20 protein-coding genes are annotated in these 21490 nt (G+C 37.6%); 15 read left to right on the top strand and 5 right to left on the bottom strand.

Going from position 1 to position 21490, the window contains the following annotated elements; genetic code table 11:
- Positions 1–104: 104 nt before the first annotated feature.
- Both ACIROD_RS03465 and ACIROD_RS03460 read left to right on the top strand, forming a co-directional pair.
- Complete coding sequence (locus ACIROD_RS03465; RefSeq protein ID WP_260358960.1) at positions 105–485, top strand: hypothetical protein; 381 nt, start codon at positions 105–107, stop codon at positions 483–485.
- The gene (locus tag ACIROD_RS03460) at positions 475–945 is read left to right on the top strand and encodes a hypothetical protein (protein ID WP_402937971.1); all 471 of its coding nucleotides are present in this window, start codon (positions 475–477) and stop codon (positions 943–945) included. Before ACIROD_RS03465 ends, ACIROD_RS03460 begins: the two co-directional genes overlap by 11 nt.
- A gap of 128 nt (positions 946–1073) precedes the next feature.
- Here the strand turns inward: ACIROD_RS03460 and ACIROD_RS03455 are convergent, their stop codons facing one another.
- The 3 genes from ACIROD_RS03455 to ACIROD_RS03445 all read right to left on the bottom strand — a co-directional run bounded on the left by ACIROD_RS03455 (position 1074) and on the right by ACIROD_RS03445 (position 3440).
- Positions 1074–1649: a DUF2238 domain-containing protein gene (locus ACIROD_RS03455; RefSeq protein WP_402937969.1), complete on the bottom strand. Its 576-nt coding sequence runs from the start codon at positions 1647–1649 to the stop codon at positions 1074–1076.
- A 17-nt stretch (positions 1650–1666) separates the two neighbouring features.
- Entirely contained in the window at positions 1667–2242 is a 576-nt protein-coding gene (locus ACIROD_RS03450; RefSeq protein WP_260358959.1) for a DUF2238 domain-containing protein, read from the bottom strand.
- A gap of 64 nt (positions 2243–2306) precedes the next feature.
- Positions 2307–3440 (bottom strand): GerAB/ArcD/ProY family transporter, encoded by a 1134-nt coding sequence (locus ACIROD_RS03445; RefSeq protein WP_402937965.1) that lies wholly within the window; start codon positions 3438–3440, stop codon positions 2307–2309.
- A 668-nt stretch (positions 3441–4108) separates the two neighbouring features.
- On the opposite strand from ACIROD_RS03445, the gene ACIROD_RS03440 reads away from it, so the two are divergent.
- The 10 genes from ACIROD_RS03440 (at position 4109) to ACIROD_RS03395 (ending at position 14671) form a co-directional block, all read left to right on the top strand.
- Positions 4109–4462 (top strand): GNAT family N-acetyltransferase, encoded by a 354-nt coding sequence (locus ACIROD_RS03440; RefSeq protein ID WP_101222333.1) that lies wholly within the window; start codon positions 4109–4111, stop codon positions 4460–4462.
- Between the two features lie 741 nt (positions 4463–5203).
- Complete coding sequence (locus ACIROD_RS03435; RefSeq protein WP_402940088.1) at positions 5204–6838, top strand: spore germination protein; 1635 nt, start codon at positions 5204–5206, stop codon at positions 6836–6838.
- 25 nt (positions 6839–6863) lie between these two features.
- Positions 6864–8051 (top strand): Ger(x)C family spore germination protein, encoded by a 1188-nt coding sequence (locus ACIROD_RS03430; protein ID WP_402937961.1) that lies wholly within the window; start codon positions 6864–6866, stop codon positions 8049–8051.
- A 6-nt stretch (positions 8052–8057) separates the two neighbouring features.
- Positions 8058–8291: a hypothetical protein gene (locus ACIROD_RS03425; protein WP_063575803.1), complete on the top strand. Its 234-nt coding sequence runs from the start codon at positions 8058–8060 to the stop codon at positions 8289–8291.
- A gap of 13 nt (positions 8292–8304) precedes the next feature.
- Positions 8305–9390, top strand: a complete 1086-nt coding sequence (locus ACIROD_RS03420) for a GerAB/ArcD/ProY family transporter (RefSeq protein WP_402937958.1) — start codon at positions 8305–8307, stop codon at positions 9388–9390.
- A gap of 226 nt (positions 9391–9616) precedes the next feature.
- Positions 9617–10603: an SIS domain-containing protein gene (locus ACIROD_RS03415; RefSeq protein WP_402937956.1), complete on the top strand. Its 987-nt coding sequence runs from the start codon at positions 9617–9619 to the stop codon at positions 10601–10603.
- Positions 10604–10717: 114 nt separating this feature from the next.
- The gene (locus tag ACIROD_RS03410) at positions 10718–12004 is read left to right on the top strand and encodes an ABC transporter substrate-binding protein (protein ID WP_402937953.1); all 1287 of its coding nucleotides are present in this window, start codon (positions 10718–10720) and stop codon (positions 12002–12004) included.
- 41 nt (positions 12005–12045) lie between these two features.
- Positions 12046–12924 carry a carbohydrate ABC transporter permease gene (locus ACIROD_RS03405; protein ID WP_402937950.1) on the top strand — a complete coding sequence of 293 codons (879 nt, stop codon included), beginning with the start codon at positions 12046–12048 and terminating at the stop codon, positions 12922–12924.
- Positions 12925–13010: 86 nt separating this feature from the next.
- Positions 13011–13817: a carbohydrate ABC transporter permease gene (locus ACIROD_RS03400; RefSeq protein WP_402940085.1), complete on the top strand. Its 807-nt coding sequence runs from the start codon at positions 13011–13013 to the stop codon at positions 13815–13817.
- A 17-nt stretch (positions 13818–13834) separates the two neighbouring features.
- On the top strand, positions 13835–14671 hold the full coding sequence (locus ACIROD_RS03395) for a PfkB family carbohydrate kinase (protein WP_402937948.1): 837 nt from the start codon (positions 13835–13837) through the stop codon (positions 14669–14671).
- A gap of 38 nt (positions 14672–14709) precedes the next feature.
- Here the strand turns inward: ACIROD_RS03395 and ACIROD_RS03390 are convergent, their stop codons facing one another.
- Positions 14710–15468 carry a GntR family transcriptional regulator gene (locus tag ACIROD_RS03390; protein ID WP_101222324.1) on the bottom strand — a complete coding sequence of 253 codons (759 nt, stop codon included), beginning with the start codon at positions 15466–15468 and terminating at the stop codon, positions 14710–14712.
- 248 nt (positions 15469–15716) lie between these two features.
- Between ACIROD_RS03390 and ACIROD_RS03385 the strand changes: the two genes are divergently transcribed.
- Both ACIROD_RS03385 and ACIROD_RS03380 read left to right on the top strand, forming a co-directional pair.
- Positions 15717–16910: a M14 family zinc carboxypeptidase gene (locus ACIROD_RS03385; RefSeq protein WP_402937943.1), complete on the top strand. Its 1194-nt coding sequence runs from the start codon at positions 15717–15719 to the stop codon at positions 16908–16910.
- Positions 16911–17159: 249 nt separating this feature from the next.
- A complete protein-coding gene (locus tag ACIROD_RS03380; protein ID WP_101222322.1) occupies positions 17160–18224 on the top strand; it encodes a M14 family zinc carboxypeptidase in 1065 nt (354 codons plus the stop codon).
- 230 nt (positions 18225–18454) lie between these two features.
- Here ACIROD_RS03380 and speB read toward each other — a convergent pair whose 3' ends face one another.
- Positions 18455–19423: an agmatinase gene (gene speB, locus ACIROD_RS03375; protein ID WP_230176897.1), complete on the bottom strand. Its 969-nt coding sequence runs from the start codon at positions 19421–19423 to the stop codon at positions 18455–18457.
- A gap of 404 nt (positions 19424–19827) precedes the next feature.
- On the opposite strand from speB, the gene ACIROD_RS03370 reads away from it, so the two are divergent.
- A complete protein-coding gene (locus ACIROD_RS03370) occupies positions 19828–21174 on the top strand; it encodes an APC family permease (RefSeq protein ID WP_402937938.1) in 1347 nt (448 codons plus the stop codon).
- The last annotated feature ends 316 nt before the right edge of the window (positions 21175–21490 follow it).

Genomic DNA, 21490 nt, shown 5'->3' with positions numbered 1-21490 from the left:
CGTGACTATTGTGGTATTTAGTACTTTTAAATCGAGTTTTGGAACAAATCCATATATAATTAGAAAGCGAGATATTAGATTCAAAGATTAAGGAGGGACATAAAATGATGGAATGGGCTCTGATCATTTTGTTTGCTGCAGCAGTATTACTGTTCATTTTATCGTTTATTAAAAAGGATTCTGCAAAAGTGGATAGTCAATTGGAACAGCTTGCTATCACTTTTGGAGATGAAATGAATGTATTACAGGAAAAAATCAGGAACATCGAGATAGATGCTGAAATTACGGTGCAAGAGGCAGGCGTTCTAGCAATGACTTCCGAAAAGCGGAACTTGTTGCGTGAAGTACTCGACCTACATAAGCGAGGCTACTCATTTGAAAGCATCGCACTAAAGACAAAACAGCCGGAAGATGAAATTGAAAGCATGCTTACTCCTTACATAAAAACGAAGAATGAAAGGAGAATTGTGGCCAATGACATCTAAATCAATGCGCAGCTTTGCCGGAGGCCTTGTTGTTGCAGCAGGTTTATGCGGTGCAGTGTACTTCTTTGGTCCAGGAGAAGCGACCGGCACATCAGAGAAACTATCAGAAGATGAAATGAAAGAGTCTCTGGCTTCAGAAGGGTATGTCATACATTCAGAAAAAGAATGGGAAGATCAGATTGCTGAAGCACAGTCGATTAAAGCGGAAGCGGAAGCGGAAAAAGAAGCGGTAAAAGAACCAACAGAAAAAATCATATACCGTACAGTTCTAACTGTGTCTAAAGGCTCTACAAGCATCGATGTGGGTAAAAACCTACAAAGGGCAAAGGTCATTAAAAATGCCAATGAGTTTTCTGACGCGGTTGAAAAGAAAGGCAAGGCCAACGGTTTACGACCTGGAACATATGTGGTGGATAGTGCGATGACGACGGAAAAAATAATTTCCATCATATTTAAATGAACATAAAAACGACCATCGATAAGATGGTCGTTTCAGTTTGTCTACAAAAGGGATATCGTTATCCCCAACCCTTTGGCAGACAGTCGGCGTAAAGGGAGCAGGTTTCTGAAATCAACTGGAACGTTTTTTTATGTTTTCTTTAACTTAATCTTTGTCCGCACTCCGGCCCATACTGCAATGATAAGCCCTCCAACAGTATCTGCGATTAAATCTATCATTGTATCTTTATTTCCCCCGCCTTGCAGGGTCATTCCGAATAATTGATCAGAACTAAATTCGTAAATCTCCCAAATGATACCACCAAGTGCTGAGAAGGAGAGGGTAAACAAAAAGACAAACCAAGGGGATATATCTTTGCCTGCATTTCTGTATACCAATCGTTCATATAAAGCAATTCCCGTAAAAGCTAGAAGGGAACCGCTTAGTAAATGTAAGAGTGTATCCCACCATCCCAGTCCATACCAGCCTAAAATAGATCCTAAATATTGTGAACCGAATAAGAAGATTAAATAGGAAATGATAATTGGCAGATTGAATTGAAGCTTGGTAAATAGGGCCAATAAAAGGGGAATTGCTCCACATACCACACCGCCTATCGAAACCAGTGATTTAAAATTTTCATCGTCTGTATAGTAAAAAATAGATAAAGCTGCCATGAAAAGTACATACACTGAACTTATAGAAATAACTAGCTTACGATTCATATGATTACCTCAATAAATTATAATTTTGATTTTTGTAAAATAGAATAAACGGAGATAAGCAGGCCGCCCGTAAGACCGAAAATTATATCGTACATGGTGTCTTTATTACCGCCTCGTTGCATGGTATGAGTAAAAGTGAGATCTCCTACGAACTCATATATCTCCCAAAGGACAGTGGCAATGGCTGAAAGTGAGAGAGCAAAAAGAAAGGTGACCCACCTTGAAACATCTTTTCTCGCTTTTTGAGGAATGAATTGTTTATAAAGAGCAATTCCAACAAAGGCCACGAAAATGCCTTTGTAGAAGTGAAGGCCAGAGTCCCACCATTTAAAATCCACATAAAAATTTGCGATGGACCCTAAAAATGTCGTACAGAAAATAAAAACATAGTAACCGATTATGATTGGAATGTTAAAAGGATTATTTTTTACAAACAATAATATAATGGGCAGGGCACTTACCAATATTCCTCCAAGAGCTACCATCCATCGGGAAGAATCATCTTTTATGAGGTAAAAGATGAGTAAACCAGTCATGAACGCTATAAAAACAACACTAAAAATGATGATTATTTTATGTTTCAATATACTCACCTCATTCGTAAATATTCATTACCCGGTAAATTAGGACTTCTGGAATATTTTTATTATGTTCTTTTTAACCGTTATGGATATTATCATTGTTGGTGCCATGGTGCTTTTTAATGATGTTTTTAAATTTAGCCGTGATAAATAATAATAAAGGCATGACCAGACCAAAAGTCGCTGCATGGAATAACCATATATTTTTATTGAATTCCCCGGATGAAGGGACCGTCGGAAAAACAATCAATGAATAAAAAACCATTATCATCCCTAAAGCCGTAGTAAATGGACGATAATCTTTTATATTGAATATGTTTGAAAATACAACAACCGAAACATAAAAATACATAACCGTCCTGGTATAGGTTGTAAAGATCCAAATCGTGGCAATTATAGCTTCGATTCGCATTAGGAAATTCCCTACATTTATTTTTTTTGCCATCGTATAACTTGGAGCGATATTTCTTGCTGTGTTATCGGGTCCAAGAACCAAAATGTCCAGCATGATAACTAGAATTAAAATGATTCCACCGATCAATGTGCCAATATAAAAGGCTTTACCCCCTTTTTTACTATCATTGACTTTTGAAGGGAAAATCATTAAAAACATAACAGGAGACAGCGTGAACACGCTGATGAAAAAAAGTGTCCCCCGTATGACAGGTTTGGCTCCATTTTCAAATACTGGCTGAATGTTTTGGATATTGGCTTGAGGAATGATGGATACCAAAAAAATAGTCAGTAATATTAATACGGGTATGAAGAATATTTCCAACGTGCGTGTAAAAGTTTCAATTCCAAGGCGAACTGTCAAGATCACAACTGCAGCTAACAATAAATTCAATGCTGCAAGTGGGGTATCTGGCATCCAAAAAGTTTCAATGAACTTCCCCACATAATAAATAGTCTCGGCAGCAGTTGAAAAAGACCAGATAAAAAATGTGAAATTGATCATCTTTCCGACTAACTTACCAAAAACCTTTTCATTTATTTGATCTAAAGGGAGATCAGGATATAAATTACCAACCCTCATGTAAAACCATACAAAAATTAATGCGATTCCTGTCCCAAATAATGCAGCAAGCCACGCATCCTGCTTTGCAAAACCAGCTAAAGGAGAAGGAGTATGTAAAATAACCGTTCCTACCGAATACAAAAGGATTAAAATCATCATTTGATGTGATGAAATTTTGAAACTACCAGGCATTATTTTTCACCTTAATGTTTGTTCCTTCCTACTTAATACCCCTTAGTTTTGGCTATTCATGTTCAAGTTATTCACACGGAAATTAACTTGAATCGTCATGGCTTTACTTCGACAATCCATTGCCATTTCATTATTCAGGCTCGATTTTGCTGCTTTTTATATTATTCTTATTTCTTATTCCGGAATCAAAATCAAAAATAAACAATCTGTATTTGAAATATGTGTAAACCTCCTTATCTAAAGTTATATGGCCGTTAATCCGAGACAAAATATACAATTGTCAAACACATAGGAAAATAATTTGAAAACGAGAGTTGGGTAAATTACTGGAAAAAACATAGCAGAATAATTTTACTTGTCCCACTTCCATTATGCAGCTTCTCCTATTGGTCCAAGAGAAAGTATTTAACTTCCCTCACATCATAATTTTTTAGGAACTGAATATTTGATTTGTAATAGATTTGAGTTGGCGCGATTCTTGCATATTATTTATGTGTATATCTATGTGTGTATTTCTAATAAATATGGAGAAAGGAGAAGAATGGGATACTGTTAGACACACAATTATTGAAACATTTATTTGATGTTTAGTTTGCCCTTGGTTATATGTCAGAAATTTAATCCGGAAGGCAAATCCATTAAAGTAAAAAAGGTAGGGGAACTTTAGAATGAAAATACCAGTAGAAAATATAGTAGAGTTAACTGTAGAACATCAATTCTTACAGGCTTATCCTATATTAAGTCAGTTGCGTACTGATTTGACTTTTAAGGAATATCTAGAATTATTAAATGATATGCGTAAGGAGGGTAAAAAGTTATTTGCTTTATATCATGATACGAGCATCGTAGCGTTAGCAGGTATTAGCTGGCGTGAAGATTCACATAATGAGCGCTATGTTTATGTTCAAGATTTGGTTACTGATGTAAATCATCGTCCTAGTGGCCTTGGATATAATCTGCTAAGTTATATACATAATTGGGCAAAAGACCAGGGAGCTGAATATATTACATTGGAATCTTGAATTCGGCCCCTTGTTACCATATATAGTTCGTCGCCATTCGCCTTTTCAAAGGCAAGGTGCCTGCACCAAAAAATTAGTTAAAAGCTTAAAAATTAGTTAAAAGCTTATAGAAACTCTGTGGAGATATCTCTGCAGGGTTTTTCTTCATTTATCTTTTTTCGTGCCCCTAAACCAGCCAACTTCATACTACTTTAGTCCAACAAGCATAAGTTAAAATCGTTGCCTCGAAAATGATAATAGATTATGCGAATATTGGCAATCTATGCATTTACTCATAGGATACTTTTAAACATAACTTCCAATAAATTTCATTAGTTGTGCTTCAGCAAGAAAGTTTTAGATTAATAAAAGACAATTAATATACAAAATTACCTTAAGGCATTTTCATCGGAAAAAGCCTACAACGGGGTTGTCAAAGAAAATCCATTTTTAATGTTATGCCTACTGAACTGACTCCAAAAGAGAAGTTGCTTCCAAGTTTGCAGGGATGACGGGAAGTGGTTAATGTAATTCAATTTTGTTGGAAAAAATAGGTCCAAAAAGGTTAATATCCGAGGCATCTTCAGCAACCTTTAATTGAATTTTGCGCTTGAAAATTAATTGCAATTTATTTTACTTAGATGGATATAATTGCTGCCAAGGTGAAAACATAATTTTAACAGGCTTTTGGTTATGAGGGGGTTAGCATTGAAATCTCGAGTTCCTATCCCATTGAGGAAATTAATTGAAGATAAACAATCGGTGAAAAGTAAAAAACAAGAAGCAGACCCAAAGCAAAGCGAACATCCAAACTCCAGCAAAACTAATAATCACAACCAAAATCCGGTTCAAGCCCAAAACCGAAGTGAAGACTCAAAGAAACTTGAAACAAAACTTATCTCTTCTGACCTTCAATTTAACTTAGACCATATTAAGAAAACGGTAGGAAATAGCTCAGACATAGTTATAAGGGATTTTCAAGCAGGTAAAAATGGGCAAATTAAATTAGGCGTCGTTTATACAGATGGATTAACGGATTCAGCTTCCATCCAAGATTTCATCCTCGACACTTTGATGGTTGAAATTCGGAATTCGGAGTTGGACGTAGCGCTCCTTAATCACACTGACTGTTTTGAAATGATAAAATCACATATTCTTCCTGTCGGGGGGATAGTGGAAATAAATGATTTTCAAAAGCTTTTTAACCATGTCTTATCGGGAGACACGATGTTATTGATTGACGGCTCCCCAAAAGGAATGGCACTCGGATCACGAGATTGGGCCGATCGCGGAGTTCAGGAACCTTCCTCCCAAACAGTAGTCAGAGGACCAAAGGATGGGTTCACTGAAACGCTGCGAACAAATACTGCTTTAATACGACGGAGAATAAAAGATCCTAACCTATGGCTTGAAACAAAACAGATTGGAGAAAAAACGCAAACAGACGTAGCGATTATGTATTTAAAAGGTGTTGCCAATGATAAAACGGTTTCAGAATTGCAAAGCCGGATAAATCGAATCAATATAGATGCGATTCTAGAGAGTGGTTACATTGAAGAGCTTATTCAGGATGAAGTATACACTCCTTTTCCAACCGTTTATAATACGGAACGACCTGATGCTGTAGCCGCTGCCATTTTAGAAGGAAGGATTGCGATACTAATTGACGGAACTCCGTTTGTCCTTATCGTTCCAGCACTGATGGTGCATTTTTTCCAGTCCAGTGAAGACTATTATCAACGGGCGGACATTGCAACATTAATTCGAGTATTACGGTATTTATCCTTTTTCCTTGCTTTGCTTACACCGTCTCTTTATATTGCTGTTTCGACCTTTCATCAAGAAATGCTTCCTACTCCTTTACTCATAAGTCTAGCCTCACAGCGAGAGGGTGTTCCTTTTCCAGCTTTTGTAGAAGCGATGCTGATGGAGGTAGTATTTGAAATCTTGCGTGAGGCAGGTGTGAGGATGCCTAGGGCAATCGGGTCATCCATTTCCATCGTTGGTGCATTAGTTATTGGACAGGCTGCTGTCGAAGCAGGGTTCGTTTCGGCAACAATGGTTATCATCGTGTCCTTAACAGCCATCTGCAGCTTTGTGTTCCCAGCCAATAGTATGGCCATGGCTTTTCGGATGCTTCGATTCTTGTTTATGATCCTTGCCGCTACATTTGGGTTATACGGGATCATTTTGGGGCTGATCGTGATGGTCCTGCATTTAAATAGCATAAGATCTTTTGGTTTACCATATTTAGCTCCAAATGCACCATTCATTTTACAAGATCAAAAAGACAACATCATTCGTATGCCACATTGGTCATTATTAAAGCGGCCTCGTTTGATCAGTAAAAATGATACAGACAGAGGAGAAGTAAGTCCTCCTAAACCACCTAGATAAAATGATGAGATTATGAGGGTTCATGATGAAAAAAATGCTAAAGGTATTTTTAATGCTACCTATAATTTGTTTATCCGGCTGTTGGAGCAGCATTGAGTTGAACGAACTTGCCATCGTTACTGCCATGGGAATTGATAAAAAAGAAGATGGGTATCTTGTAACCGTCCAAGTTCTAAATTCGAGTGAGCTTGCAGGTGATGCCAGGTCCGGCCGCACGGAAGTTGTAACCTTCAGGAAAAGCGGTGCAACCATTGCTGAAGCAATAAGAAGCCTATCAACTGATGTACCAAGAAGGTTATATGTCGCACATCTTCGTGAAGTTGTCTTTGGTGAGGAAATGGCCAGGGCAGGAATTGCAAAGCCTCTGGATGTCCTTTCCCGGCAAAAGGAGTTGCGTTCCGATTTCTATATGACCGTTGCGAAGGGTTCAACTGCTTATGATACGCTTAATGTGCAAACGGCCCTTGAAAAAATACCGGCAAATAAAGTTTTTGATGCCTTGGAAAATTCAGAGACAAGATGGGCGCCTACAAGGACGGTCACTTTGGATGAGCTGGTCAGCAGTATCGTCAGCAAAGGCAGACAGGCCATGCTAACGGGAATTCTCGTTTATGGTGATCCCGAAGCAGGAAGCAATGTAACGAATGCACAAGATATCTCCCCGAAATCCGGCCTGCGATTGGATTATCTTGGAGTATTCAAGAAGGATAAACTTGTCGGCTGGTTAAACAGGAACGACAGTAAAGGTGTTAGTTACATTACGGATCATGTTAAGTCCACCGCGGTAAATATTCCATGTGAAGGTGACCAAATTACGGTCAACACGACAAGTACAAAAACGAAAATCAAGGGAAAAATGGAAAAAGGAAATCCGAAAATTGATATAAATGTCACGTCAGAAGGGAGTATAGGTGAAGTAGAATGCACAATTGATTTAACAAAACCCGAAAAAATCGAAGAATTGAATAAAAGATACGCAAAAGACATTAAGGATAAAATAGAAGGATCGATAAAAACGCTTCAAGAGAAGTATCAAAGTGACATCTTCGGTTTTGGTGACGAAATTCATAGAACCGATCCTAAAGCATGGAAACGTTTAGAAGGAAATTGGGATCAGGAATTCGCAAAATTGGACGTGAATGTAACCGTTAAAGCAAAGATTCGCAATTTAGGCACCATATCAGAATCCTTTCAAAAAGAAATCGAGGAGTAAAGATCAATGTGGGCAATTATTGGAACAGTGTGTACTGGAGCTATTATTTCATTTTTCGAAATACCACCCCTTATCAAAAAGAAATGCTGGAAGGAAATTGTCATTTTCATTTTATTGCTTTTAGTTGGCATGACGTTGAGTATTTTAATTATCAAGGATGTTACCATTCCCACTCCTATAGACTGGATAACGAAAATATATAGTCCACTCGCTCATTTCATGGATCGTATTTTATCCTAGGGAGGTATCGAATATGCTCGAAAAAGGAAAAATCAGCTCTGGTGAATTTCTAATAATGGTCATCATATTCACCATAGGAGGAGCGATACTTACTTTACCTTCCGTACTTGTCTCTTTAGCAAAACAGGATGGCTGGATTGCCTATATCTTAGCTACTTTCATCGGTTTATGTTTCGTTTTCTTATTTACCCGGCTCGCATCACTTTACCCATCCATGACTTATATAGAAGTTAATGAAAAAATATTTGGGAAATGGATCGGGAAGATCTCTGCACTCCTTTTCCTATTATATTTATATTACCTTTCTTCAGCGTTACTTAGTGAAATTGGGAATTTTTTTTCAACACAGGTTCTGGTTGAGACACCTTTGGAAATGATTATGATCTTGTTTATATTAACAAGCTTATTTGGTGCACGGCTAGGATTGGAAGTTATCTGCCGGACTGCATTAATCTTTTTTCCTTGGCTTGTACTGCTGCTTTTCATATTATTCGTATTTCTTATCCCGGATATCAAAATCGAAAATTTGCAACCTATATTTGAAAAAGGCATGAAACCGATATTGAGGGGATCATATCACTCCTTAGCACTGCCTTATGTTCAGCTTGTTTTCTTTTTAATGATCACTCCATATGTAAACGAAAAGGCTAATGTGAAGAAAAACTTTTATTTAGGGACAATTTTAGGTGGCAGCGTTCTATTCTTGGTGATCCTTTTCAGTATCCTAGTATTGGGTGCTGATAATACAGCGAGATTGTCCTATCCTTCTTATAAATTGGGGATGAGGATAAGCATCGGTAATTTTTTTGAAAGGGTCGAGGTCATTGTTGCCTTCATTTGGGTTTTTACAGAGTATTTTAAGTTGACCATATGCTTTTATGGACTCGCTTTAGGAATAGCTCAATTGCTAGGATTAAAAAATTACAAAATTCTACTATTCCCATTAGCTTTTCTAATTCTCACTTTTACCATCTTTTCGCATCCAGATATCGTGCATTATCAAAACTTTATGGCTACAGCTTGGACACCATTATCCTTAACGATTTGTTTTATTCTGCCGTTGATATTATTAATGGTTGGGAAAATCAGAAAAAAGTAAGAAGTGTAGCACATTAGATGTCCTAGTGGAAGGGGTTATTTAAACAAATAAATTTTAATGAAAATCTTGATAGAAAAAAAACTGAGATATAGTAACTAACTGATTCAAGAAAAAGTAATAAATAAAATATTCTGACAAATAGATTGACTAAAGAAAGCTCATGATTTAATATAACAATATATAACATTACATAATGTTGTATATCAAATATTGGAGGAGTGGGAAAATGAGTAAATCGGTTATTAATGTAAAAAGTAATGTAAAAACAGTATTGGATCAATTAAAGGGCAAGAAAATTAACAATATTTATTTTGTAGCATGCGGGGGATCTTCTGCCATCATGTATTCAGCTAAGTATATTCTGGATCGTGAAGCTGAAAATATAACTTCTGATCTATATAGTTCAAATGAGTTTATACATCGTAATCCACAACAACTAGGGAAGGAATCCTTAGTAATTTTATGCTCTATGTCTGGAACAACTCCCGAAACGGCAGAAGCGGCTAAGTTTGCAAAAAGTAAAGGTGCGTTTACAGTGGCATTAACGAACGAACCAGAATCACCATTAGCCCAAAATGCGGATATTTTCATTAAATATGAATGGGGTAACGGTGTAAACGCCTTTGATACAAACCTGAGTGTTTTATATCAACTAGTTTTTGGTGTACTTCATATAGCGGAAAACAATGAGAAGTTTGGAAAACTAGTATCTAGTTTAGAGAATTTACAGCCAGTGTATGAAAAAGCCCTGGAGCAAGAAGCTTCTAATTCAAGAGTATTCGCCCAATCCCATGCAAAAGAACCTGTTATCTATACAATGGCAAGTGGTTCCAACTACGGGACAGCCTATTCTTTTAGTATTTGCATCTTAATGGAAATGCAATGGATACACTCACATGCCATTCATGCGGGCGAGTACTTCCATGGACCATTTGAAATTATTGATGAAAATGTACCGTTTATCATTCTATTGGGATTGGATGAAACAAGACCATTAGAAGAAAGAGCTTTATCTTTTTCTCAGCGTTATGGCAAAAAGCTAACGGTGCTAGATGCAAAACAGTATGATCTTGATGGTATCGATGAAGAAGTAAAAGGATATATTGCGCCGCTTATCTTAAATCGTGTATTGCGTCAATATGCAGAAGAATTAGCGGAAGCGCGTAATCATCCTTTAAGCAAGAGGCGTTATATGTGGAAAGTAGAATACTAATAATTAAAGAAAACTTAATATTCTGTATATTTTTTACGAATTATACTATAATGTTTTATAACATTATAGTATAATTTCCTGATGATAAAAGCATTTATAATAAGGAGGGTATTCATGAGAAAAACAAAACTTATAATCGCATCATTTTTAAGTTTATCTTTAATGCTAGGGGGATGTTCTGGTGAAAAAACATCTTCAGAATCAGATGTTGGAAAAACTACCTTAACATTTTTCCATAGGTGGCCAAAGGAACCTGAAAAAACTTACTTTAATGAAGTTGTAAAAGAATTTGAAAAACAAAACCCCGATATCAATATTAAAACCGAAGCAGTGCTAAATGATTCGTATAAAGACAAAATTAAAGTAATGACTGGTACAAATAATCCACCTGATGTTTATTTCTCATGGAGTGATGAATTTGCCAGTCAGTTTGTGCGAGGGAATAAAGCTTTGGATTTAACTTCTTATTATGAAAACGATCCGGAATGGTCTTCACAACTCGTTCCATCCCAAGTCAAACCGTATACATTTAATAATAAGGTGTATGGTGTCCCCGTAACAATGGATGGGAAAATGTTTTTCTATAACAAGGATGTCTTCGAAAAATTGAACATAAACCCGCCTAAAACCTGGAATGAATTAATCGACGTGTTAAAAGTGTTAAAAAAGAATAACTACACAGCCATTCAATTCGGCAGTCAAGACACTTGGACAATTTCACATTATTTGGGCACATTGAATCAACGCCTTGTTAGACCGGAAGTGCTGACAATGGATTATAATCGAAAAACCGGAAAATTCAAGGATGACGACTACATAAAAGCGCTTGAAAAATTCCAAGAGTTATTACCTTATTTTAATGAGAATACGAATTCAATAGATCACGAATATGCTAGGCAGCAATTTTCAAACGGTAAAGCACCCATGATTTATGCTGAATCGGCAGAAATCAAGCTATTTGGACCCACTAAGTTTGAACTTGGAATGTTTAACTTTCCTGAAGTAGAAGGTGGAAAAGGCAATCAAACAAATCTAACGGGTTCGCCTGAGGGCTTTATGATTTCTTCCAAGACAAAGCATCCTAAAGAGGCGATGGAGTTTTTAAAGTTTTTAACCACTAAACAGATGGGAGAGAAACTAGTCACTGATGTGGGCAAGTATAGTGCAGTTGAAGGTACAGTGAATGAAAATAATTCTTCCCCGGAACAGCTTGAAGCGGTTCAAAGCATATTGAACGCCAATGAAATGGCTCCATGGTTTGACATGAGTATTGATGCGCGTATTGCAGATGCTTATTTAACAGGAGCACAAATGATGTTAAATGGAGATAAAACACCTAAACAAATCATGCGTGATGTTCAAAAAGCTGCCGATACTGTTAGAATCGAAGCGGGAAAATAAGGGAAATCATTTTTCCGTTTTATTAAGGGAGTGATCTTTTAATGATAAAACTCGATAAATTTGTACCTTATCTATATCTTCTTCCAGCGTTAGTTTTTTTACTGCTAGTTTATATCCCCATTTTCCAGAATATTGGCGACAGTCTGTATAATTGGAGTACTTTTTCACCAAATAAAGCATTTGTAGGGTTGGACAACTACTTTACTTTGTTTAAAGATCCCGTATTTTATGAAGCTTTAAAAAATAATATTCTTTATGCAGTCATTTCAATTGTTTTCCAAGTATTTGGAGGGTTAATTGTTGCAGCTGTTTTAGAAGATAAATTGATCCGTAAATTTTCACCCATCTTTCGTACAGTCTATTTCTTACCAGTCGTCGTTTCAATGACAGTCATAGCGTTGCTGTTTTCATTTTTTTACAACCCGGAAGTGGGGTTGTTAAATCAGTTTCTTAAAATGATTGGATTGAATAATTTAGCACTGCCATGGTTGGGCGATAGTGATACGGCAATCTATGCAGTCATTGCTGTCTCACAGTGGCAATCGATTGGTTATATAGCCATGTTATATATCGTATCCATTCAAAAAATTTCACCTGAGCTATATGAGGCAGCTGAAATGGATGGAGCGAATAAAATAAAAACGTTTTTTCACATTACGATTCCAGAAACGAAGGAAATGACATTTGTAGCCGTAATCTTAACACTGACAGGTGCTTTTACAGTGTTTAATGAGCCATATATCTTAACCGGAGGGGGTCCGGGAACTTCTTCGGAAGTCCTAAGTACCTATTTATATAAAACGGCTTTTTCAAAAGATATGATGGGATATGCTTCAGCCATTGCAACGGTTATCCTAATTATTACGTTACTTATTTCTCTTGTTCAAATGAAAATATTTAAAACAGGAAAGGGGGACTAATAATGGAGATGCCTAAATCAACGATCAGAGTACCGGAATTAGTTGTTAAAAATCTAAAATATGCAAGGAAAAGAAAAGACTATAATATGAGAGTAGCACTAGTCTATGCAGGTTTAATCGCATACTTTCTTGTTGTAGCCTATCCCTTATTATGGATGGTCATCAGTTCTTTTAAAAGCACAGAGGAAATTTTTAACCATAGTTGGTCCCTTCCTCATACATGGTTGTTTGAAAATTATGTAACAGCCTGGAATAGTGGGATTTCTTCCTACTTTTTAAATAGTGTCATGGTTACTGGTTTGACATGTATTCTAACGGTATTAGTAAGTGCATTAGGTGCCTACGGAATATCTCGCTTTGATTTTCGTGGAAAGGCTTTCATTTTGGTCATATGCTTAGGGGGGTTGATGCTATCTCCCCAAGTAAGCCTGATCCCTTTGTATAATATAATTCAGAAGCTAGGTATATATAACACCCATTGGGCATTAATCTTACCTTATGTAGCATACAGAATTCCGCTAACCATCTTGTTGATTCGGGCCTACTTCCTGTCCATTCCGAAAGAACTTGAAGAGGCTGCCCGGTTGGATGGATGCACGAACCTTGGAATCCTTTTTAGAATTTTCATTCCTATGAGTAAGCCTATTTTATTAACAACGGCAATTTTAACAGCTTACTATACATGGAATGAATTCATGTTCGCGATCATCTTTATAGATGATGATAGTTTACGTACGATACCTGCCGGTTTAATGCAATTTCGGGATGCACTGCAAACCGATTGGGGAGTGTTACTTTCTGGATTAACGATTTCAGCGGCACCTATCGTCATTTTATTTTTATTCATGCAGAAGTACTTTATCCGTGGAATTGCTAGTGGAAGTGTAAAATGATAACAGGGGGAACAGGTATGAAATTAATTGGAATTGGCGATAACGTAGTAGATTTTTATAAAGATCAAGGAAAGATATATCCTGGCGGCAATTCATTAAACGTGGCAGTATTGTGCAATCGTTTAAATGATGAGCAATCTTCATATATTGGCATTGTAGGAAATGACGGGGCAGCAGACCATGTGTTAGAGGCATTGCAAAAGGAAAAGATAGAGATTAGTAGAGTAAGACAAGCAGTAGGAGAGAATGGTATGGCAGTCGTCGCGTTGGATAAGGACGGGGACCGAATTTTTATTGGTTCGAATAAAGGGGGAATTCAATCCAGATTGGGGATTGTACTGAATGACAAGGATTTGGATTATATTCGGCAACACGACCTTCTTCATACAAGTGTATATAGCCGTATAGAGAATAACCTTCCAATTTTAAGCCAATTCATTGAAATTTCTTTTGATTTTTCGACAAATCAAGAGGATCACTATTTACAAAAGGTGTGTCCGTTTGTGAATTATGCATTTTTTTCCGGAAGCAATTTAAACGAGGCAGAGTGCAACGCACTTATTCAAAAGGTTCATTCGTTTGGCACAAAGGTGATATGTGTTACTCGTGGGGAAAAGGGGGCACTTTTATCGACTGAAAATCAAATATATGAACAAGCTATTATCCAAACCAAAGTTGTAGATACGTTGGGGGCGGGAGATTCCTTTATTGCTGGTTTTCTCTCATCGTACGTTCAAGGACAAGATGTATATAAAGCTTTACAAAAAGGAGCATTAGTCGCCTCCCAAACCTGTCAGGATTATGGTGCTTTTGGGTATGGCAAAGTATATAATCCAGATCATATGATGGTTTAAAATGATGCATGTATGAATAAAGGTAACGAGATCCCGGATTAGGAGGGGGATTCGTTACCTTTTTCTTGCGATATTGAACTATCAATCGTAAAGGTCACGCGATTAGCAGGATAATATAGGAAGGATGAATGGATAGGCTGCTTCTTACCGTCATATGCCACTTTCTCCACTTTGAAAAGGGGATCTCCCACTTCGCATTCTAAATATTTTGCTTCATCTGCATTTGCCAATACCATATTTAAAAGTTTCGTGTTATGAACAGGAGTTATATTATATTTATGCTTTATGATATCATACATGGAAACAGAGTTATGGACATGTTGATTTAAATTTGGCAGGATCTTTAAGGAATAATGTGAAATTTCTAAGGTGAGAGGTTGATTATCATAGTATAAGATCCGTTGTAATTCAAGAACATCACTTTCAGGAGTAATCTCCAAGGATTTGGAAATATTAGCCGGTGCAGGCAGTATTCCAAATGAAAGGATTTTAGTTTGAGGTATCTTCCCTAATTCTGACATATATTCAGCATGCCCATTTACAGCAAATAATTCTCTTTTTACTTTAGGGTATTGGACAAACGTTCCCTTTCCCTGTTGGCGTATTAGCAGCCCCTCTTCCACCAGATCCAAAACCGCTTTTCTTACAGTAATGCGACTTACTCCATATATGTCGCATAAATCTGTTTCGGTTGGCAATCTTTCGCCAGAAGAGTAAATCCCTTTGTTTATATCTTCGATGATAGATTGCTTTAATTGCATGTATAATGGCGTAGAACTATTAGTGTTGAGTTTCATATTTTCCCCTTTCTTGTATTTTTCCTTTAATTATAACGTAATGTGATGTTATAGTACAAATCATCAATTCGACAGACCGCGAACAACAATCCTCGATAAAAATGTCACGTTTTTTTTTGCGTGAACTTAAAGCAGATGCCCAAATCATAAAATAGCCATAATACGACATCAAATTCCAACAAATTTCTACTTTCCCATTTTGTATAATGATATAGAAAAATAATTTAAGGGAGAGTGATTGTTGTAATATGAAAAACAGGAAAGTTATTTCAACTCTGGGAGTTGCCATTTTATCGGCGAGTATTGCGGCACCAACATTTGCAGCTAATGAAACAGCCCCGGGAACACCCATTCAACAAACTTATTCGGTTTCAGGTTTTACAGATCATGCTGAACTAGGGAAAAAGCTAGAACAAATTGCGAGTGATAGCCAAGGTAAAGTAAAAGTGGATGTAGCTGGATATTCCAATAGAAATAGAGAAATCTATAAAGCAACCGTGGGAACTGGCGACAAAGTCGTTTTAATTCAAAGTGAGATTCATGGAAATGAGAAAACCGGTACGGATGCCATCTTGAATATCTTGAAGTTTTTGGGGACCAACTCTCCTGAAGCAGAGAAAATTCGTAAGGAAATTACCCTGGTCGTTTTGCCTAAAATGAATCCGGATGCTGCTGAATTGAACCGTCGGGGAAATGATATGACCTGGGCAGAGGTCGTGGAACAGTTTCCACAGTTAGCAGGAGCGAATCCATCTTGGAACTATTATACATACAAAAATGAATCATTCGATTATGAGTCCAAACCTGGTTTCGATGTCAATCGTGACTTTAATCCTGATTTGAATTATATTCCCCAAGCTAAAGACTTCCCTGGAAAATCATCCACCCCTGGCTGGTTCATAACACCTGAATCACAAACAACACGTGATGTTTACAAGTCTCTACTGAAGCAATACGGAAAGGTGGAGATTTTTGTGGACTTGCATCACCAAGCTCCCTATTATGAAGTTGATGGAACGGATGATTTAGTCACATACTCGATTTCCGCTCAATTTGTTCCAGATCCAAGCTCGCCTTCAGGACAAGATTATGCCAAATATGCAAAAAACTATAATTATGATTTTTCCAGACAATTGAATGTAGCGGTATATAATGCTATGAAAGAACAAGGTAATTCTCCATATGGAAATATATCCTTATATCCGCAAAACCAAAACCTTCCTGGAACGGCTTTAGGAGCCTTTGCTTTAAATGGAAGTGGGACAGTGCTCTTTGAAGTTAGAGGCCAAACACAGTCCTTTGGCCAAAAGAAAAAAGGCATGCTCATTAAAGCAGTTGAAAGAGGGTTATATGGAATTATTGATGGAGTTACTGATGGATCTGTATATAAAATCAATCCGGAACAATACGAGTCAATTCCATTAACGGAGGGCAGGCAATAATAAATATTTGGTGAGTGTATCAACTTCCAGCCTAGATTGAAGTAACCAGACGGGTGTCCGCCTGGTTTTTCTTCATCGGGAACATTTGAATATCGCCTTTGCAGAAGTAATTCCTTCAAGTTATATTGTGTAGAAGAAAACTATTTGGAAACATAGTTATTTTTCACTATTAACATAAAGTAGTAAAAATGTCAGAATATTATTAATAGTTATTTTTCTGATTATTATATTTTATAAGGAGGGTTTTTATTGAATTTTAAAAAGAAGGTTCTATCAGTTTCATTATCTAGTTTAATGACCTTAAGCGCAGTAACAGCTGTTGCGCTACCAGTCGGAGCGGTTGGAAATGGCCCCAGTGCTGGAAATGGACAAGTTACAACTTCAAATCTTCATACATATGAAAGCCTTGTAAGCTATCTTAAAACGCAGGATGCAAAACAAGAAAGGCTGGCACTGGAAGTAATCGGGGAAACGGTAAAAGGGAGGGATATTTACCTAGCGAAGTACATCTCAAATCCTAAGAATCCTACTATACTATTTTTGACTCAACAGCATGGAAATGAACAACTGACTACTGAGGGTGCACTCGAATTCATTAAACATCTAGGCACGAACAAGACTAAAGGTATTTTGGAAAATGTTAATATACTGATCATTCCCATGTTAAACGCAGATGGGGCCATGGGAGATGTTAATTTCCCTCTTGATGACTATTTAGCAAAAGGTGATCGGCATCTAACACGGGCAAATGCAAATGGGATCGACTTGAACCGTGAGCATGATAAAAAAACTGATAACATGCAAGTAGAGGTAAAGGCTTTACACGAAAATGTATTTGCGAAATACGATATAGACTACATGATAGATTTACATCATCAAGGGACGCTAAGCGAAACGGACGGTGAACTTGTTTCAGGTTCAATTCTTTATCCTACAAACGCAAACGTAAAGCCTGAAGTGTTAGAAGCCTCAAAAAAACTGGGTGCTGTTGTATATAACTCCATTGAACCAACTGGTTGGGGGCATATTGGCAGGTATGATGGTGGTTCTGGAGAAAATATCGGCCGTAATGGTGCAGCCGTTCGCTATGATATTGCTACACTTCTTTTTGAGATGCGAGGTATGTCGGACCACAATGTCGAGTCAGTAGCGCTTGGACAAAAAAGTAATGGCTATCTAATAAAGCAAACGGTAACCACTTTGGATGCAGCTGTCAGAGCTATTGCCGATGATTCAATTGAAACGGTTGATGCAAGCTTTTGGGACACCCTGCCAACACAATCCAATCGTCCCGGGTTAGAATCGGACGAATAAAATGAAGACACATTCCATTCTTTCAGATGGGATGTGTTTTTTTATTTTCCTACACCCTAGTAGCTTGAACTTGTTCATCAGACTATATGAAATGATTTATAGTGGAAATAGCAGGACAAGATAAAAGATTACATAGAAAAAAGGCATCTGCTTTCACTAAAAGCAGATGCCTTTTGAACGATTACAGTTTGTACCTGATTTGTCCCTACGTTAATAGTGGGTGTTTGCTCCTATAAGCTTTTTTCGGTTGAATTCTCCTTTTTTTGTTCTTCTTTTAGTTGTAAGGCTACTAAACTGGCAAAGTCATGAATGATGGTGGCTGCCAATAGTGAAGTAATTTGTGTTGGATCATACGGCGGGAGGACTTCCACCAGGTCGAACCCAATAAAGTTGAACCCTTGCAGAGAGCGTATCATCTCTAGGGTTTCAAAGCTATTTAGACCGCCGACCTCCAATGTGCCAGTTCCAGGAGCGCAGGATGGATCAACAAAATCAATATCAAAGGTCAAGAAACATGGTGTATCCCCAATGGTTTTCTTGACTTCCTTCACGACATCTTCGATTCCTCTCTTCTTCAGCTCGGGCGTTGTTATCACATTGTAGCCTAGATCTGTACTGGAATCTAAATCTCCTGGATGATTGAGCGTACCTCTGATGCCAATCTGGAAAACTTTATCCGTTTGGAGCAAACCTTCCTCATATGCACGGATAAACGGCGAACCATGCCAGTATTTTTCTTCATAATAAGTATCCCAGGTATCTGTATGTGAATCAAAATGAAGAAGTGCAACAGGACCGTGTATTTTTGCGGCTGCTCTTAGATTAGCCAATGTTACTGAATGATCTCCTCCGATTCCTATTGGAATGATCCCGTTTTTCATCAAGTCTGACATGGCCTTTTCAATTAACTCATAGCTTCGATGTATATTATGGGGAATCACCGAAACATCCCCAATATCAATTGCATTACATTCGTCAAACGGAAATACCTTGTGAATGGGATGATAAGGAAACAACGTCATGGATGCTTGGCGGACTGCCTGTGGAGCAAAACGGGCTCCTACCCTGAATGAAGCAGCTGTATCAAAAGGCATACCTACCACTGCCAATTTGGCATTTTCTCTTGTAGAAGGTAAGCGCATAAATGACCCTGTGGTACAAAACTCTGGTTGAACATCAGGTGATAAAGGATATTTCATTTTTCTATTCCTCCATTTTCTTATAACTTAATAGGTTTTGAAACTCATATAGGTATTTATGCAATTACCATGCCAAGTCACAGGCAGTGATTTCTTGCGGTTTCTAACCAGGTAACATGTGCTTGGAATATGCAAAGACGAATAATTTATGGGAGATTGAATCGCAGATGGAAGAGATGCTGAAAGACTTCATTTCTATGAATCAATCTTTTTCGATTAAAAATACAGGAATTAAGTAGCATTTTAGGCGTTTTTCGTTTGTCGAAGTAAACAGAAATCATGTGGCACAGAAATTGCATTTAGGTATATAGGTAAAACTTTTAAAAAAGAGGGAGGCATGGAGATTTATCTAGTTAAGAAAATGAACCCACTAGTTTGAAAGCGGTTTCAAGGAGGAATGATAGGTGGAAAATGAGGTTACATTGAAAAGATCACTGAAGTTATGGCAAATCGTTATGATGGGGTTAGCATATATGACCCCCATGGTCGTATTTGATACATTCGGCATTGTATCTGGGATTACGGGCGGCCATGTGCCGACTGCCTATATCGTTGCATTGGTGGGGATGCTTTTTACAGCTGCCAGCTATGGAAAACTTGTAAAGGTTTTTCCTGCTGCAGGTTCTGCCTACACTTATACACAAAAGGCCATAAACCCGCATTTAGGATTCCTGGTAGGATGGTCTTCTTTGTTAGACTATTTATTTTTACCTATGGTAAATGCATTGTTAACCAAAATATATCTGACAGCATTATTTCCAGGAGTTCCCACGTGGATTTGGGTAGTATTATTCGTAGCAATCGTCACCATTCTCAATCTCAGGAGCGTCAATGTACTTGCTAACTTTAATGCGCTTTTTGTTTTAATTCAGATTGCCATCATGGCAGTGTTCATCATTCTTGTTGTCAAAGGTTTGAATGATGGGGAAGGTACAGGAGAAGTGTTTACATTAATGCCTTTCGTAAATGAAGGGATGGACTTCTCGGCCATAATAACCGGGGCCACGATCCTTTGTTTTTCCTTTTTGGGATTCGATGCGGTAACGACACTATCTGAGGAAACGCCGGATCCGAAAAAAACGATTCCAAAAGCGATATTTTTAACTGCACTTTGGGGTGGAATCATCTTCATTACCGCATCTTTCTTTATTCAGCTCTTTTTTCCGGATATATCCCGTTTTAAGGAACCGGATGCTGCATTACCGGAAATCGCCCTTTATGTAGGCGGGAAGCTATTTCAATCCATTTTTCTTTGTACGACTTTCGTCAATACGCTAGCCTCGGGACTAGCATCACATGCCAGCGTTTCCCGTCTTTTGTATGTTATGGGCCGTGATAAAGTGTTTCCGGAAAAATGGTTTGGATTTATTCATCCTAAGTGGAAGACACCAGCGATTAATGTACTCATAGTTGGAGTCATTTCATTGTCGGCTTTATTCTTTGATCTAGTGACAGCAACGTCACTGATCAACTTTGGTGCATTAATGGCATTTACCTTTGTAAATCTGTCAGTGATCAGCCATTTTATCATTCGGGAAAAGAAGCATCGAACGATAAAGGGGTGTATTCAATACTTAATCATGCCTTTAATTGGTGCTATAGCAATTGGAATTCTTTGGATCAACCTTGAGACAAGTTCCCTAATAATGGGGACAAGTTGGTTCATTATTGGTTTTTGTTATCTATTATATATCACAAAGGCATTCCGGAAAGCTCCGCCCCAATACCAAGTTGAAGAAATTCAGCTATAAGATCTTCCAAGAAAAAACGCATCCGATAAGGATGCTTCAGTTTATAGACAAAAAGGTTTCGGAATGGTTTCATTCCGAAACCTTTTTGATTTTTTAATTGGATTTGAAGCAGGTATAGAGAATAGATGACCGCAACCATTTTCGTCCCTTGCCTGTCAGTTGGAAACCTTCTTTAAATTCATGGCAGCTAAAGTAAGCGTCTCCCGGGTCTCGGCTAGCCACTATTCGGCAGGAGTGTCGCAAATTTCTTCAATCCAGCGAGTTTTCATCATATAAAACAGTAAAAATAAATAAAGGATAACCAATGGTTTAGTTT

The sequence above is a fragment of the Peribacillus sp. NPDC101481 genome, assembly GCF_044767165.1.
Lineage (GTDB): Bacteria > Bacillota > Bacilli > Bacillales > DSM-1321 > Peribacillus.
The sequence above is the reverse complement of the archived record's forward strand: the minus strand, read 5'-3'. Positions and strand labels throughout refer to the sequence as shown.

Excerpts from the sequence above, each read along its gene's own strand:
- ACIROD_RS03465 (WP_260358960.1), top strand. The coding sequence starts at position 105 with ATGATGGAATGGGCTCTGATCATTTTGTTTGCTGCAGCAGTATTACTG.
- ACIROD_RS03460 (WP_402937971.1), top strand. The coding sequence starts at position 475 with ATGACATCTAAATCAATGCGCAGCTTTGCCGGAGGCCTTGTTGTTGCA.
- ACIROD_RS03455 (WP_402937969.1), bottom strand. The coding sequence starts at position 1,649 with ATGAATCGTAAGCTAGTTATTTCTATAAGTTCAGTGTATGTACTTTTC.
- ACIROD_RS03445 (WP_402937965.1), bottom strand. The coding sequence starts at position 3,440 with ATGCCTGGTAGTTTCAAAATTTCATCACATCAAATGATGATTTTAATC.
- ACIROD_RS03440 (WP_101222333.1), top strand. The coding sequence starts at position 4,109 with ATGAAAATACCAGTAGAAAATATAGTAGAGTTAACTGTAGAACATCAA.
- ACIROD_RS03430 (WP_402937961.1), top strand. The coding sequence starts at position 6,864 with ATGAAAAAAATGCTAAAGGTATTTTTAATGCTACCTATAATTTGTTTA.
- ACIROD_RS03425 (WP_063575803.1), top strand. The coding sequence starts at position 8,058 with ATGTGGGCAATTATTGGAACAGTGTGTACTGGAGCTATTATTTCATTT.
- ACIROD_RS03420 (WP_402937958.1), top strand. The coding sequence starts at position 8,305 with ATGCTCGAAAAAGGAAAAATCAGCTCTGGTGAATTTCTAATAATGGTC.
- ACIROD_RS03415 (WP_402937956.1), top strand. The coding sequence starts at position 9,617 with ATGAGTAAATCGGTTATTAATGTAAAAAGTAATGTAAAAACAGTATTG.
- ACIROD_RS03410 (WP_402937953.1), top strand. The coding sequence starts at position 10,718 with ATGAGAAAAACAAAACTTATAATCGCATCATTTTTAAGTTTATCTTTA.
- ACIROD_RS03405 (WP_402937950.1), top strand. The coding sequence starts at position 12,046 with ATGATAAAACTCGATAAATTTGTACCTTATCTATATCTTCTTCCAGCG.
- ACIROD_RS03400 (WP_402940085.1), top strand. The coding sequence starts at position 13,011 with ATGAGAGTAGCACTAGTCTATGCAGGTTTAATCGCATACTTTCTTGTT.
- ACIROD_RS03395 (WP_402937948.1), top strand. The coding sequence starts at position 13,835 with ATGAAATTAATTGGAATTGGCGATAACGTAGTAGATTTTTATAAAGAT.
- ACIROD_RS03390 (WP_101222324.1), bottom strand. The coding sequence starts at position 15,468 with ATGAAACTCAACACTAATAGTTCTACGCCATTATACATGCAATTAAAG.
- ACIROD_RS03385 (WP_402937943.1), top strand. The coding sequence starts at position 15,717 with ATGAAAAACAGGAAAGTTATTTCAACTCTGGGAGTTGCCATTTTATCG.
- speB (WP_230176897.1), bottom strand. The coding sequence starts at position 19,423 with ATGAAATATCCTTTATCACCTGATGTTCAACCAGAGTTTTGTACCACA.